Consider the following 14,277-nt stretch of genomic DNA (forward strand, 5'->3'; position numbering starts at 1 on the left):
AAAAATAGACGTCTACCCGGCGACACCCAATTGGGAAAACATTTGTCCATAGATCTTTAAGGTCCGCTTTTTTGCAAGATCAATACTCTGTCTGTACTTATTTACGGATTCTTCAGTTTCATGTAACGTTTTTGAAGCTTTACTCACGAGTTCATCTGAAAAACTGCCAGCGACAGTCACATAACGATCGTTCAGGTTAAGAGAGTCATACGCATATTGAACTCTGTCTAAGGCTGCCAATCCTACAATTGGTTTTACCATTGCCATATTGCAAACATTTGCATGATATCTCATACCGAGTACCAGGCCACTGTTCTTATATATTGAAAAAAGTAAGTTTGCCCCTTTGTCATACTGAATACAAGGTGCGATAGTGACGTGTCGGCGAATCAAGAAATCATCCATAGTAACCAGTAAATCAGATATTGCCCTAAGGTCGCTATAAATATGTGGAACTAAGACGACATCGAAATCTTCCTGACTAATTAGATAAGTAAGAGATTTTGAAAGCTCTTCGTAATAACGTGCAGTATCAATATTACCACGAGAATTACTTTTCATAGTCAACTGATCGCTGGTAATATTAACTGCAACGTATCTCTTACCGTTAGTAAATATTGGATCAAGCTCAACTGGTTCGTAAAAATAGCCATTATCTAATATTTCTTCCATGTATTCCAGATAATGCTCTCCAATTTCATCCTTAAATGAATTCACCGAGCCATCGTTTCTCAAGGCAATCTTGATATTGGGCCGTGCACAAAGCTCATCAAGAAATCTTCTGAACTTAGTAATATTTCCTTCGGGTACTTCTCTATGAGGGTTACATCCAATGCTAGTTATAAGCATCGGTGTAGTGAGTTTTTTTAACACCCCGGGAAAGAAATCGATTGTCGTTCCGGTAAAGCTGTCTTTCACCCAATAATCAAGAAACCCTCCACCTCCAATTACCAGCAAATCGAAAGTGTTTGCATAATCTATAAATCCTTCATTAAATTCACACTTATCTTTGAGGGTATAACTTTTATAAAATTTCCTGATTTCCATGCGATGGATTTCATACTTACTGAAAAACGAATCGATGATACGCTTAAACCCCATATGACTTGCGTTATCACCTATATTGCCAAGAAAAGATGCTACATGTAAAATTCTCATTAAACCTGCCCCTTTTCTATTAAAAACTCAGCATACTGCCAGTCCTCTTGGTCATCGATATCAAGGTTAGCAACACCAGTCATGATAAAGGCGTATGCCTCTGGAATAGTATAACTTTTAACCCTTTTCAAGAGATCAATTTCTGCTAGATACAACGCACCATTGTGTTCATATGCCGCTGGCATATCCTGTCGTCTAAGCTGCTGTTGAGTATCCATTAAAGATTCTAGATACTGGCCATTCAAGCGATACATAAACATCGGATGTTTTTTTAATCTTGCAACAGAAATCATCATTCCACACTCTTCATCGAGACAAGTAGCGATGATGTTATCTATTTGCTGTGTGGTCCTGAAAGGAGAGGTTGGTTGAAGTAAGAGTAAATAGTCATATTCCTCTTCAATCTGCTCCAATGCATGCATAATGACGTCCATGCTTGATGTTTCATCTTCTGCAAGATATTTCGGCCGGGTAAACGGTACTTCACAATTTGCCATCTTGGCTATTTCAATAATTTCAAAGTCATCCGAACTGAGAATCAACCGATCAATATATTGACTGTGTAATGCCGCCTCTATTGTCCAGCAAATCAGCGGTTTATCACCCAACAATTTGATATTTTTTTTGAGGATTCCTTTTGACCCTCCTCGAGCAGTAATTAAGGCAAGAATTTTCTTCTGTTTATACATGACGTTTTTACCCTACATCTCTGAAAAGTTTTTGGTTTGATACTTTCCAAACATCTTCCTTGAGGGCCTGCGTAAACTGTTTAGCGCTATCTCCCAGCCCATAGTAGTTGCATGCTGGATACGATTTTGAAATTTGTGACTGCTTAATCGCTGAGAGAATAGCTTCTCGATCAAAGGGAACATCAAAAATACTGGGATGTTTAAATCTGTTCTGTTGGCGAGTACCAATGTTTATTGTTGGAACACCATATATTGGGGCTTCGTGAATACCAGCACTGGAATTCCCGATTAAACAATCAGCATTTCTTAGAAATGTTAAATAATGCTCAAACCTCAAAGAAGGAAAGATTCTGATATTGTTCTTTTTTTGTAAACGCTTATATGCAGCAAAGATATACTCCGATCCAGAATCATTATTAGGATAAATTACGATATAATTCCGCTTGCTTTCCAGTAGAGCATCCGCAAAAAGTGCAGCGTTATCGAACTGGATTTCCAATTCTGTCGTAACCGGGTGCAACATTGCAACCGAATATGAGTCAAAGGTCACTTCATATCGCGCTTTGGCTTCTTCGAGGGAAGGCAGTTCATCGGATAGCATGACATCGACATCTGGTGATCCAATGCAATAAATGGCATCTGGATCTTCACCCAATTGCTTCAAGCGTTGTTCTGCTTTGTCATTCGCGACAAAGTGAATGTGTGACAACTTCGAAATAGCATGCCTCATCAGCTCATCAACGGTTCCAGAAATTTCACCACCTTCAATATGTGCAACCAATATATTTCTCAATGCGCCTACCGTTGCACCCGCCAAAGCTTCAACCCTGTCCCCATGGACAACAATCAGGTCAATTTTATTCTCAGCAAGATACCGACTTAATCCAATAATTGTATTTGCAAGGACAACTTCCATACTTTCCCCTTCAACCTGATTCATAAAGGTAAAAAGATTGTCAAATCCTGACCGGGGAATCTCTTTTATGGTACCACCGTATTTGGCAAGCATATGCATACCTGTACCAAATATCTGGTATTCAAACTCATTTGATTCCTTAACTGCACGAATAAGTGATTTCAATTTTCCAAAATCTGCACGAGTTGCTGTGATGAAAAGAATTCTTTTTTTCATTTATTGAATATCGCTCCAGTCTAAGTGAACATTCATTGTAATATCCCTGGCTGCTCTTTTCCCTAGTACGTTATTGTATTCTTCAGCCGATATTTTTCCTGTACCTGGTCTTTTAACCCATATATTTTCCTTTGAAAAAACCTCTCCCTCCTTTACAGGCAGAATAGTCACAACAGTGGCAAAGGCAAAATCCCTGGTTACCTGTTCCTCGTCTAAAAGACTTGTTTTGTCTCCCCCTCTTTCTAATTTTAAAATTTTACTTGAGGCGATGAGTTCATTCAACTCACTTGGAGTCATGGAGCAGACTATATCTGGTCCTTTCCGATCCTTTGAGTCAGTAAAATGTCTTTCAAGAATTGACGCTCCAAGAGCAACCGCCCCTAGACAGGCCAAATTATTGGTGGTGTGATCAGAGAGTCCAATCACGGCATCGGGAAAAGCTTCTTCCAGATCAAGCAACGCGCCTAAACGTACTAATTCTGGTGGGGTTGGATATAAATTAGTTGTATGTAACAGGGCAAAAGGGATCGTATGTTTCCGTAATATCTTAACTGCTTTTTTTACACCTACCAAATCATTCATTCCCGTACTGAGAATGATGGGCTTTCCAAATGAGCATATATATTCCAATAGAGGATAATTGTTACATTCACCCGAGCCCATTTTAAATGCCGGAACATCAAATTTCACCAAACGGTCGACAGCTGCTCTTGAAAAAGGTGTACTGATAAATATTGCTCCTCGAGACTCGGTATATCTTTTAAGTTCCCATTCTTCTTCTTCATTGAGAGAACATCTATCCATAATGTCATAAATAGAGTCAGGGGAATTACCAGGGATAGTTTTTTTGGCAGCATCGCTCATTTCATCTTCCACTACATGAGTCTGGTGCTTAATTATCTCTGCTCCCGCCGATAGAGCCGCATCTACCATTTCAATGGCAGTCTGAAGTATGCCTTCATGGTTGATTCCTATCTCTGCAATAACAAGTGGATCGTGATGATAACCGATCCGTCTATTTGCTATTTGAATTTCCGGTTTTTTCATGTCACCTCGCTCAAAATAATTTTTGATTATTTATTAAACTCAGCCACCTTGAGCTGGCTCTGCGGCAGGAATTGTTATATTGGTATATATATCGACAAACGTCACATCTCCCAATAGTTGTCTAATAGTTTTATCATTGTTTGCTGACTCTTGAATACGATCATAATCATATTTAAAATTTAAGTGCACGACACCGAAGACAACTATCTCCCATTTCTTCATATCAGTACGTACATTATTATGGTCAGCTCCCGGAGCGTGCACCTTTTCAAAGAAGAAAAACTCGGCTACGTGGGGCAAGATTAGAACAGTCTATTGTTGCATTTCCAGAACTGCAAAGGCAGCATATCATACCAGTAGTAATGGAAATTTTAGTATCAGCACGACAAGTAATTTACTTAAATTTAACTAGATCTTTTTTACTGGTGGCATATGACATCGTTGGCCGAAGATCTTCTGCTCAATGAAAAATCCTGTGAGATCAGAATACTAACCAAATATTATTAACATATATCATATTTTCGGCGTGGTATGCAAACAACAACAGGATGTTAATTTGTAAAAAAACAACAATTTAGAAAAATATTCGCTTCGTAACAAAAAAATACCAGATTACCACTATTCCTCAGCCTACCCGTCTGAGGAGGAATTGTTTCGTGTTGATTATATGGGCATCTGCGGCCTGAACGGCCGCAGCAGAGCCCCCATTGATGGGTTTATGGAGTCCCATGTAATCGACACGGAACAACTCAGGGTTGCAAAGCTGAGCTTCGATGGTAATCAGGAAAAAATATGTTACAGACATTTGGTAGTTATTATTATCTCGTTCAAGCCCTAATTAGCCATATCAGATTTGAGGGTTTTATAAGTTTGTTGGGATATACTTTCACCTTCCCTAGAGGTATAGAGACAATGATGGTACATCACAACTGGTTCAACAACTTGAAAAACCTCCCAGCCAGATTAACATCTTACATTCACAGAAAGGCAAATTGAAGCCAGGAAATATTTTCTTTAAAGTGCGCATACCAAAGTATACTTTCTAATTCCCAAACAATGACAGGTGAAAATTGTTGAGTTTTGAACTGAATTAGATAATTTATTGATACAAAATTTGATAGATGATAAAGTGTGTGATTGTAAAAAAAAATCTCGTTATATCTTGTATTATTAACTAAAATAATGGGAAACGATATAATGTAGTGTTTTGGAAATCGTTATACTTTCTTCTGAAGATAATCAGGCTCAGAGTATTGACTCTCTATAAATTTGACTAAGGATATCAAGTGACAGAGCAGAATGAATTGTTATCGAAAACATACAGTGACAAACCTGTCAGGCTTTTTCTGCCGATGCTCAACAGTGACGACAGACTGTTGGTCCACTGCATCCTTCAAAAGGGAACCGGTAAGCACTTCAATTTGTTGTTTAAACAGGGGACACTTCCTGTAGACAATATAGACACAAACACCTCATGCCTCATCAGCCTGGATGATGCTGGCCAGAGTATCTCTCTGGAGAGTAACATCACCAAAATTATAAACGATCAGACCCTGGAGATGGTTCTGCAAAAAACCATCAGCCATGAACAGATGCGCGAATACTTCAGGGTTGATTGTACAGTCCCAATTATCATAAAATCTGTTATCCCTCCTGGATTTGGAAACCCTGAGGAACAATGGAAAATTTCCGGTACTACAGCTGATCTCAGTGGATCAGGACTTCGCGCCAGCTTTACCGAAGCACCTCCTGCCAACACTCAGGTTCGATTGGAACTGGCGTTGCCAACAACTGAACCGACCGTTATCAAAACCCTTGCCTCCCCCGTACGTATTTCCCAACTCACCGAAAAACTCTGGGATGCAGCCTATCGCTTTGATGAAATAGAAGATGAGGATCAGGATGCTATTATCGGATGTTGTCTTGTTGCCCAGAGGCGGCTGCTTCGACTGAAAGTTAAAGTAAAGGGAAATTGAAAGGAATTCACGGTGACTGCTTCAATATCAGAGACGATCAAGAAAATAGCCGACAGCGAAACGGCTAAAATTGATATACCAACCAAAAATAATCAGACAATCCGTCTCGATTGTATCTATAAGGAGTCCATTTCTCCGAATTTTTTCCTGGTCTTCCCTCCCAAAAAACTTCCCGAAGCTATTGACCTGGAAAAACATTGTCCCGTATCTATCAAACACGGTCAAACATCCTTGACGGTGACAGCTAAAATAACGGCGATAAACGGTGACAGAACCCTTGAGCTCACAGCCAAAAACAGTGTACGACCTGAAAGTTTGAGAGAATATTTCAGAGTTGGTGCCAATGTTTCCATAACTGCCCGGTACGATCCGGAATCGATGGAAAGTAAAATCCCATCATGGAACATGGATGGGCATACCCTTGATATGTCCGGCAGTGGTGTTCTGGCGATATTCCCTGAAGATCCCAAAAGCAGGCACAAGATATCACTGCAGATCCACCTTGCAGGCAACCGGAATCCGGTACACTGCATTGGACATGTTGTCAGGAGCAGGAGACTTCGAAGGGACAGTTATCAGGTAGCATTCCATTTTGATTCCATTAATGCCAAAGACAAAGACTCAATCATCTCCTACTGTCTTCGCGAACAACGTAACCAGTTGCGAAAAAAAGTCCAAACCGCCGGATAAGTGCAATTGGTACTTTGTGCCGCATTGCATTATCCATTAAGATAGTGTCTCCCTTTGCCGAAAGAGTACTATGACTCCTATCAACGCACTTTCGCCTATTAAGGCTGTGGGAACGGCGACATCAGACGGCAGCGGCAGGCAGCAGTCCCAGCAGCAGGCAAGACCCGGCCAGACCCTTTCGGCCACTGTCCTTGAATCAGCAGGAAGCAATCGCTTTTACCTCGATATTCTTGGTGATAAAATACTTGCTCAAAGCGATAAAGTCCGTTTAAGTCCCGGCACTAAACTCGATCTGGAAGTCCTGTCAACCAAACCCCTTCTCGAACTCAGAATTATCTCCAGGACACCTGAACTTTTTTTCGGCAAAACCTTGACCCTGCTAGGTAAAAACATTGATATCGGTGGATTATTCCAATCCTTAAACAAATCACCATCCCCCTTTTTAGACCAGCTCAGCCTGACATCCCAGCAGGGACTAAAAGAGTTTCACAGCCTTCAACAACAACCCATTGACAGCAAGGACGGAGGCACACTGTTACAGCAACTGCTCGGCCGACTTGGCCTGTCTCTTGAGGCCATCCTGGGCGGTGGCAACAAGACCCCGGCCGCATTCACGCTGAAGGCTGCCCTGCTGGAAATTGCCTCTCTGATGAAAGGTGGAGAAGAGCTTGCCGATACGACAAACAGGCTTCTTGGTACTCTGGAACTCTATCAACTGGCCCAGTTGCGTCTAGCTTCGGAAAATTTGCTGATTTTCCCGCTTCCTCTCCCTTTTCTCGATAACGGGTATCTTCTTGTCGAGAAGTACGATCTCCAGAAAGATGAAGAAACAACCACTCAAACACTTCGTTTTTCCCTGCACCTCTCTTTGCAGCCTTTAGGAGATATAGAGGTTATGTTTCTTCAAATGAAAGAAGGTCTGTACATTCGTTTTGCCTGCGACTCGGAAGAGAAAAAGGATTTTGCCAATAGCCAGAGAGAGACCTTAATAGAGATGATCAGTTCGACGGATCTTCTCGGGCTCAGCTTTACTGATGGGGCCGGTAATCCAGCTAATGAACTGATACAACAGCTGGCTCCAGCCGGTAAATCCATACTTGATACCAAGATATAATAATAACCATGAAAAAAAAAGAACTGGAAAAAGCCGTTGCTATCCTCTACGATGCCCAGACTTCAGCATCCCCTCGGGTTGTCGCCTCTGGACAGGGAGAAGTTGCCAGACGTATCATTGAAACTGCTCGGGAAGCTGGTGTTCATATTCAGGAGGACGCAAACCTGGTTGAACTACTCTCTAAAATTGATCTTGGTGCCGAAATTCCAACCGAACTGTATCAAACGGTTGCAGAAGTTCTGGCATTTGTCTACAAGGTAAATGAGAAATTTAAAAATAAAATTGTATCCTAGGAGCAGGAATGCTTTGGAAAAATGGTCGTAGAAGTTCCAACGTTGAAGATAGACGGAGAATACGAATACCCGGAGGAACCAAGAAGGGGGGTGGTATTGGCATACTTGTACTCGCTCTGGTGGGGATGTATTTTGGCATAGATCCCGGCATCATTATGAATATGGCTGACGGTTTACAGCAGGGTTCCCCTTCTCAAACCAGTACAGCACAGCCAAGTGCTGCAGAACAGGAACTTGCTGACTTTATTTCAGTTGTTCTGGCAGACACCGAAGACACCTGGACAAAGATATTTTCTGACAAGGGAGGAACCTACAGAGAGCCAAAACTTGTCCTTTTCAGTGGACAGGTTGAATCTGCCTGCGGTTTTGCCCAGGCTGCCATGGGCCCCTTCTACTGCCCTGCCGACCACCAGGTCTATATAGACTTATCCTTTTATCAGGATCTTAAAAATAAGCTCGATGCGCCAGGCGACTTTGCCCAGGCCTATGTTATTGCCCATGAGGTTGGGCACCATGTGCAGAAACTGGTCGGAATCAGCGACAAGGTTCAGGAGCTACGACCACAGATTTCCGCGAAGGAGTATAATAAACTTTCAGTCAAAGTTGAGCTTCAAGCCGACTGTTTTGCTGGTATCTGGGCTCACCACGCAGATAAGGTTCGTAATATCGTTGAGCCTGGAGATATCAAGGAAGCTCTGAATGCCGCCAGTCATATTGGTGATGACCGCCTCCAACAACAGTCTCGGGGATATATCACCCCCGACTCATTCACCCATGGTTCTTCATCCCAGAGGGTGCGCTGGTTTAAGACAGGCTACAGCGCAGGAACCATGGAAGCCTGCGACACATTCAGCAGCAGTAGTTTGTAAAACAGATTTTCCGAATGACGTCCAGGACTCCCACCTGCACGGGAATCCTGGACAACCAGGTCAGGAAAGTTTCTTCCAGTTTCTAATGAACTCAACAAGGGTTCTGACCCCGGTTCCAGACGGACCCTTGGGAATGTACGATTTTTCGGTAAAATCCCAGGCAGTCCCGGCAATATCAAGATGAGCCCATGGAGTGTCACCGACAAACTTCTCCAGATAGGCTGCAGCTGTGATGGTTCCGGCTGGACGTCCCCCGGTATTTTTAATATCCGCCACATCCGAATCTATCTGTTTCGAGTATTCAACGTCCAGAGGCAACTGCCAGAGTGGTTCTCCACATCGCTCACCGGCACCAATAATGCGGTCTATCACCTTCTGGTTATTACCTAAAATCCCTGTCCGGTGATGCCCAAGTCCTAAAATAACAGCACCGGTCAGTGTTGCCAGATCAATAACACAGGTGGGCTTAAATTTTTTAATACCATAGGCCAGCGCATCGGCAAGTATCAGTCTTCCTTCTGCGTCCGTATTGACGATTTCAGAAGTTATCCCGCCAAAGTGACGTATAATATCTCCCGGTTTCAGCGCGCGGCTGCCACTCATATTATCGGTAGCAGGTACCATGGCTACCACATTGATGTCAGGCTTTTCCTTACCCACAACGGCCATTGCAGAGAGCACAGCAGCACCTCCACACATATCATACTTCATATCCTCCATCCCGGATGCTGGTTTCAGGCTTACTCCACCGGAATCAAAGGTAAGCCCTTTGCCGACAAGGAGGATGGTCTCGGCCCCTTTTTTCGGGGATGTATATTCGAGGATTACCAGTTTAGGCGGTTCTGCGGAGCCCTGATTGACAGCAAGTAAACCTCCCATTGCTAAACGTTGCATACTGTTCTTTCCAAGAACCGTACACTTCATTTTATATTCTTTGGCAAGGGCTTTTCCATAGGCTGCGAAATGACTGGCTGTCCATCCGTTGCCGGGTTCGTTTGCCATGTCCCGTGCAGTACAGGCAGCATTTGCAGACGCATGGGCTTTAGACATACCACGACGCATCCCGCTGATTCCGGACGCGGAATAGAGTGAAAGCTGTTCTATCCCTTTGAACACCTCTTTTTTCCCCTTTTCAGGAGCTGCTTTATACTTTACAAAACGATAGTCACCCAGCAATATCCCTTCAACCAGGCACTGGGTTACATTTTCAACGGTCAATCCCTTGATTTCAGGCAGATTAAGACAGAGCCGTGTACTCTTCGCTCCTTTGGCCCTGGCGGCAATCAGTCCACCGGTTTTTCGGCATATTTCCCGTAATTCAGCAGCATTCTTTCCTTTCAACTGCCCAAGACTCAGGAATAACAGACGTCTCGGTGAATCATCTCCTTGCTCCTCAACCTGCGGATAGACAAGAAGTGAATCGCCCTGTTCACCGGTAAAATCCCCAAACTTGATTGCATTCTTTAATTCTCTTGAGGATGGAACGGTATCGGTAATTACCTTGTCTTTGCTGTCCAATTCGAGACAATAAACAAGCATATCACCATTGAAGGTTTCCGGGTTTTTGCTTCTACGAATAAGTTTTGTTGATATCACTGTAATTTCTCCATTTAGCACATTTTTTCTTGACTAATAACTATAGTGCTTTCACATCTGTTTGGCAAAGAAGTTAAAGCCTTGTATACTGATAACTGAAAAAAAACACGGATCTTCCTTGTCCGACAACAATACATCTTTTGGAGCATATCTTGACAAGCACACTTATCGTAACTGTTTTTTTAGCCGTTGCTGTTTCTGCCTTCTGTTCTATTCTGGAAGCGGTTCTTTATTCAATTTCAACAAGTCAGGTTGAGATGCTGAAGAAGCAGGGGCATAAATCAGGCCCTATTCTCCAGGAGCTCCGAGAAGATATTGATGAACCGATCACTGCCATTCTCACCCTGAATACCATAGCCAACACTCTCGGGGCCGCTGTCGCTGGAGCCGCTGCTGCCGTTGTCTTTGGTGAAGAAAATCTTTTCCTGTTTTCAGCTGTCTTCACTCTTATTATCCTGCTCTTCTCAGAAATACTTCCTAAGACATTCGGTGTCAGCTACACGGTGCTGCTTGCCCCCTATATTGCCCTTCCTCTTCGCTGGATGGTCATTATTCTGAAACCCATCATTCGGCTTTGCCAACTGATGACAAAAGTCATCCCGCAGGCCGAAAACAATGATACAATTTCCGCTGAAGAACTTCAGGCCATTGCCGCCCTGTCCAAGCAATCTGGAGAAATAGGCGCAGATCAGGAACGGGTAATTTTTAATATTTTAGAGCTTGGTAATCGCGTTGTGCGTGATGTTATGACCCCACGTACCGTTACCTTTTCTCTCGATGAAACAATGACTGTGGCAGATGTTATGGCTAATGAAGCCAGACTTTCAAGCCACAGCCGAATCCCCGTCTACAAGAATGAACCTGACAATGTAAGCGGTATCATCATGCGCCGTGATGTCCTGCGAGCAGTTGCTGAACAGCGCAACGATACTAAACTTTCTGAACTGACGACCCAGGTTCATTTTGTAGCGGAAATGTCTCCTTTAAATCATATTCTCGTCGAATTCTTTGAGATTCATCAACATCTCTTTGTGGTGGTTGATGAGTATGGTGCCGTAACAGGTGTTATTTCAATGGAGGACGTTCTTGAAGAAATCGTTGGTCGAGAAATTGTCGATGAATCAGATAAAACGCATGATATGCGAGAACTCGCTAGGAAATTAAACAGAAAAATCCCTGGAAAGCTCAAAAAAAATGCTAGTCACTAAGGACCGAAAGGCGTAATCTGAGATCAATGGACTTCCCATCACGAAGAATAGTAACAACAACTTCGTCGCCCACGGCATGGCGTTCAAGTTCAGTTCTTATATCATCGTAGGATTGCACTTTTTTCCCACCTATATCAGTAATAATATCGCCCAATACTACTTCATTACCATACTGTTTTGTGGGACGGATTCCCGCCTGATGTGCAGGCCCTCCCTGTTCAACCCCAAGTACAAGCACTCCATCTATTCCCAGGCGTTTGACAAGACGTGCATCAGCAAGAGATGCACCAATTCCCGGCCGGACCAGTCTTCCCTTACTGATCAACTGAGGAACAACCCGGTTCACCTCACTGACAGGCACGGCAAAACCAATCCCGGCATAAGCTCCGGATGGTGAAAAAATGGCAGTATTGACGCCAATAAGACGTCCTGCACTATCAAGAAGAGGGCCTCCTGAATTTCCTGGATTGATGGCGGCGTCTGTCTGAATCATATCACGGATTGTTCTACCGGTGATCGCTTTGATTTCACGGCCAAGGGCGGATATAATCCCTGATGTGATGGTTTGATCCAGGCCGAAGGGATTGCCGACGGCAAAAACTTTTTGACCTACCTGAAGATCGGTTGATTCGCCAACGGGAATGGGACGTAACAAATGGGCCGGAGCATCAATCTGCAACACAGCTAGATCCTTATCGGGAGCAGCTCCGATAAGAACTGCCTTCCAGGTGCTGTGACCAGCCATGGTAACCTCAATCCGATTGGCATCGCTTATTACATGATAGTTGGTGACCACCCTGCCACTCCCATCCCATATAAATCCAGATCCTGTACCCTGTGGGATCTCAACAGCATTCAATGAAAACATGTTTCTCCGAACCGCAATGGTCGTAATATAGACAACGGAAGGAGAAATATTTTTAAAGAGTTCTATGGTGTTTTTTTCATCTTCGGCAAGATCACCGCGGGCTGTCACGGCACGCGGCTCAGCGGCAGGGCGAAAAACTCTGTTTTGAATTGGTTGAAAGAGCAGCCAGAGTCCAACAAGAATAAGGACAAGAATAGCAAGCGGTGAAACTTTTCCGGATGAAGATTTAAGCATAATAACTAGTTACTACAATTCAAAGATTCAGGAAAAATTTAGCAATCATAAAATAACCGAGAACTCCAAGTATATCAATTGCTGTGGTTACAAAAGGACCTGTGGCAATGGCAGCGTCAATATCAAAACGTTTTAAAATAAGTGGAATAACAGTACCAATTGTTGCAGCCATGGCCATAGAAAAGAATATTGAAAGTCCTACAACCAGGCCAAGAAGTTTTGGTTCCGCATATCCAAAATAGGCGAGTACCCCTAAGAAACCACCATAAAGGATCCCCAGAATAACACCCACTCGCATCTCTTTAAAAATTATTTTATGGAAATCTTCCATATTAATGCGGCCTGTGGCGATGCCGCGGACAACGATGGTGGAGGACTGGGTTGCAATATTGCCGCCCATTCCCATGATAATGGGGATAAAGGCTGCGAGTGCAAGAACCTTGGTAAGCTCTTCTTCAAAGGCGCCAATAATGAACAATGCCATAACACCTCCGATCCAGGAAGCAAATAACCAGGGAGCACGAAGAACGACATTTTCCGAAGTGGATTTTAGAAGAATTTCTCTATCTTTACCGGCACCGGCCATCTGTAAAAAAGCCTCGGTGGCTTCTTCCCGCATAACATCAATAATATCATCCACTGTTACGATACCAACAAGCGTGTAGCTTGCATCGACAACAGGAACCGCGAGGAGATTATACTGGGAGATCACATGGGCAACTTCTTCCCTGTCGGTATCAGTACTTACTGACAACACATTCTTCTTCATGATATTTTTCAGTTGCCTGTGGGGCGGATTGGTAAGAAGTTCACGAAGTGAAACAACACCGGCAAGTTTACCATCGCCGAAGGTTATGTAGAGATAAAAGACCATCTCTTTTTCTTCACTTCTTTTCTGTACCTTGGCAATAGCTTCACCAACGCTTAACTCCTCATCCAGATACATAAAATCTGGAGACATCAGGCCACCCGCACTTTCTGGATGATACTGAAGCAGTTCATCAACCTCTTCCCGATCAGCCTGTTCCATTTGAGAGCGTATTTCAGCCCCAAAATCATCGTCCAATGCTTCTATAATATCAGCAGCATCATCCGAAGCCATCTCACTGATAACGTCGGCCATGAATTTCGGGCTGAGATTTTCAACAAGAGGCACCATGACTGATTCATCAAGTTCACTTATAAAATCACCCACCTGATCGGTCTGGGCCAGAATATCAAAGACTTCCTTGCGCTCAAGTTCCGAGAGATGTCTGAACACCCAGGCTGTATCAGCAGGATGGGTCTTAGTGATAAGTTTCAGGAGGTTTTCTGTGGCACCACGACGATTCAATCTGCGGATCATATCGAGCAGCAGTTTCCCCTCGGTACCAATAAGTTCTTTTTTTTCGTTTTTTTCCATT

The 14,277-nt window shown here is 43.3% G+C and carries 15 protein-coding genes; 6 read left to right on the forward strand and 9 right to left on the reverse strand.

Annotated features, from left to right (window positions below):
* Positions 1 to 12 precede the first annotated feature (12 nt).
* The 6 genes from UWK_RS15470 to UWK_RS19120 form a co-directional block, all read right to left on the reverse strand.
* Complete coding sequence (locus UWK_RS15470; RefSeq protein ID WP_015405330.1) at positions 13 to 1,158, reverse strand: polysaccharide pyruvyl transferase family protein; 1,146 nt, start codon at positions 1,156 to 1,158, stop codon at positions 13 to 15.
* Entirely contained in the window at positions 1,158 to 1,847 is a 690-nt protein-coding gene (locus UWK_RS15475) for an acylneuraminate cytidylyltransferase family protein (RefSeq protein WP_015405331.1), read from the reverse strand. The genes UWK_RS15470 and UWK_RS15475 overlap by 1 nt, the downstream gene beginning before the upstream one ends.
* A gap of 7 nt (positions 1,848 to 1,854) precedes the next feature.
* Positions 1,855 to 2,979: a UDP-N-acetylglucosamine 2-epimerase gene (gene neuC, locus UWK_RS15480; protein WP_015405332.1), complete on the reverse strand. Its 1,125-nt coding sequence runs from the start codon at positions 2,977 to 2,979 to the stop codon at positions 1,855 to 1,857.
* Positions 2,980 to 4,026: an N-acetylneuraminate synthase family protein gene (locus UWK_RS15485; protein ID WP_015405333.1), complete on the reverse strand. Its 1,047-nt coding sequence runs from the start codon at positions 4,024 to 4,026 to the stop codon at positions 2,980 to 2,982. It lies immediately after the preceding gene.
* 39 nt (positions 4,027 to 4,065) lie between these two features.
* Entirely contained in the window at positions 4,066 to 4,248 is a 183-nt protein-coding gene (locus tag UWK_RS15490; RefSeq protein WP_153304914.1) for a hypothetical protein, read from the reverse strand.
* A 403-nt stretch (positions 4,249 to 4,651) separates the two neighbouring features.
* Complete coding sequence (locus tag UWK_RS19120; RefSeq protein ID WP_015405334.1) at positions 4,652 to 4,831, reverse strand: hypothetical protein; 180 nt, start codon at positions 4,829 to 4,831, stop codon at positions 4,652 to 4,654.
* A 481-nt stretch (positions 4,832 to 5,312) separates the two neighbouring features.
* Between UWK_RS19120 and UWK_RS15495 the strand changes: the two genes are divergently transcribed.
* From UWK_RS15495 to ypfJ, 5 genes are all read left to right on the forward strand, one after another.
* Positions 5,313 to 6,002 carry a PilZ domain-containing protein gene (locus tag UWK_RS15495; RefSeq protein WP_015405335.1) on the forward strand — a complete coding sequence of 230 codons (690 nt, stop codon included), beginning with the start codon at positions 5,313 to 5,315 and terminating at the stop codon, positions 6,000 to 6,002.
* A gap of 12 nt (positions 6,003 to 6,014) precedes the next feature.
* Entirely contained in the window at positions 6,015 to 6,692 is a 678-nt protein-coding gene (locus UWK_RS15500) for a flagellar brake protein (protein WP_015405336.1), read from the forward strand.
* Between the two features lie 70 nt (positions 6,693 to 6,762).
* Positions 6,763 to 7,806 carry a hypothetical protein gene (locus UWK_RS15505; protein WP_015405337.1) on the forward strand — a complete coding sequence of 348 codons (1,044 nt, stop codon included), beginning with the start codon at positions 6,763 to 6,765 and terminating at the stop codon, positions 7,804 to 7,806.
* 8 nt (positions 7,807 to 7,814) lie between these two features.
* Complete coding sequence (locus UWK_RS15510) at positions 7,815 to 8,099, forward strand: EscU/YscU/HrcU family type III secretion system export apparatus switch protein (RefSeq protein WP_015405338.1); 285 nt, start codon at positions 7,815 to 7,817, stop codon at positions 8,097 to 8,099.
* An 8-nt stretch (positions 8,100 to 8,107) separates the two neighbouring features.
* Entirely contained in the window at positions 8,108 to 8,968 is an 861-nt protein-coding gene (gene ypfJ / locus UWK_RS15515; protein ID WP_015405339.1) for a KPN_02809 family neutral zinc metallopeptidase, read from the forward strand.
* Positions 8,969 to 9,028: 60 nt separating this feature from the next.
* On the opposite strand, the gene UWK_RS15520 is transcribed toward ypfJ, so the two are convergent.
* Entirely contained in the window at positions 9,029 to 10,564 is a 1,536-nt protein-coding gene (locus UWK_RS15520; protein WP_015405340.1) for a leucyl aminopeptidase, read from the reverse strand.
* A gap of 152 nt (positions 10,565 to 10,716) precedes the next feature.
* On the opposite strand from UWK_RS15520, the gene UWK_RS15525 reads away from it, so the two are divergent.
* The gene (locus UWK_RS15525) at positions 10,717 to 11,772 is read left to right on the forward strand and encodes a hemolysin family protein (RefSeq protein WP_015405341.1); all 1,056 of its coding nucleotides are present in this window, start codon (positions 10,717 to 10,719) and stop codon (positions 11,770 to 11,772) included.
* Here UWK_RS15525 and UWK_RS15530 read toward each other — a convergent pair.
* Together UWK_RS15530 and mgtE are read right to left on the reverse strand one after the other, a co-directional pair.
* Positions 11,762 to 12,874, reverse strand: coding sequence for a S1C family serine protease (locus UWK_RS15530; protein WP_015405342.1), 1,113 nt, complete (start codon positions 12,872 to 12,874; stop codon positions 11,762 to 11,764). The two genes, UWK_RS15525 and UWK_RS15530, sit on opposite strands and share 11 nt — an antisense overlap.
* Before the next feature lie 19 nt (positions 12,875 to 12,893).
* The gene (gene mgtE / locus UWK_RS15535) at positions 12,894 to 14,276 is read right to left on the reverse strand and encodes a magnesium transporter (protein ID WP_041916449.1); all 1,383 of its coding nucleotides are present in this window, start codon (positions 14,274 to 14,276) and stop codon (positions 12,894 to 12,896) included.
* Position 14,277 lies beyond the last annotated feature (1 nt).

The organism is Desulfocapsa sulfexigens DSM 10523 (genome assembly GCF_000341395.1).
GTDB classification, from domain to species: Bacteria; Desulfobacterota; Desulfobulbia; order Desulfobulbales; family Desulfocapsaceae; genus Desulfocapsa; species Desulfocapsa sulfexigens.

Excerpts from the sequence above, each read along its gene's own strand:
- UWK_RS15470 (WP_015405330.1), bottom strand. The coding sequence starts at position 1,158 with ATGAGAATTTTACATGTAGCATCTTTTCTTGGCAATATAGGTGATAAC.
- UWK_RS15475 (WP_015405331.1), bottom strand. The coding sequence starts at position 1,847 with ATGTATAAACAGAAGAAAATTCTTGCCTTAATTACTGCTCGAGGAGGG.
- neuC (WP_015405332.1), bottom strand. The coding sequence starts at position 2,979 with ATGAAAAAAAGAATTCTTTTCATCACAGCAACTCGTGCAGATTTTGGA.
- UWK_RS15485 (WP_015405333.1), bottom strand. The coding sequence starts at position 4,026 with ATGAAAAAACCGGAAATTCAAATAGCAAATAGACGGATCGGTTATCAT.
- UWK_RS15490 (WP_153304914.1), bottom strand. The coding sequence starts at position 4,248 with ATGAAGAAATGGGAGATAGTTGTCTTCGGTGTCGTGCACTTAAATTTT.
- UWK_RS19120 (WP_015405334.1), bottom strand. The coding sequence starts at position 4,831 with ATGTCTGTAACATATTTTTTCCTGATTACCATCGAAGCTCAGCTTTGC.
- UWK_RS15505 (WP_015405337.1), top strand. The coding sequence starts at position 6,763 with ATGACTCCTATCAACGCACTTTCGCCTATTAAGGCTGTGGGAACGGCG.
- UWK_RS15510 (WP_015405338.1), top strand. The coding sequence starts at position 7,815 with ATGAAAAAAAAAGAACTGGAAAAAGCCGTTGCTATCCTCTACGATGCC.
- ypfJ (WP_015405339.1), top strand. The coding sequence starts at position 8,108 with ATGCTTTGGAAAAATGGTCGTAGAAGTTCCAACGTTGAAGATAGACGG.
- UWK_RS15530 (WP_015405342.1), bottom strand. The coding sequence starts at position 12,874 with ATGCTTAAATCTTCATCCGGAAAAGTTTCACCGCTTGCTATTCTTGTC.
- mgtE (WP_041916449.1), bottom strand. The coding sequence starts at position 14,276 with ATGGAAAAAAACGAAAAAAAAGAACTTATTGGTACCGAGGGGAAACTG.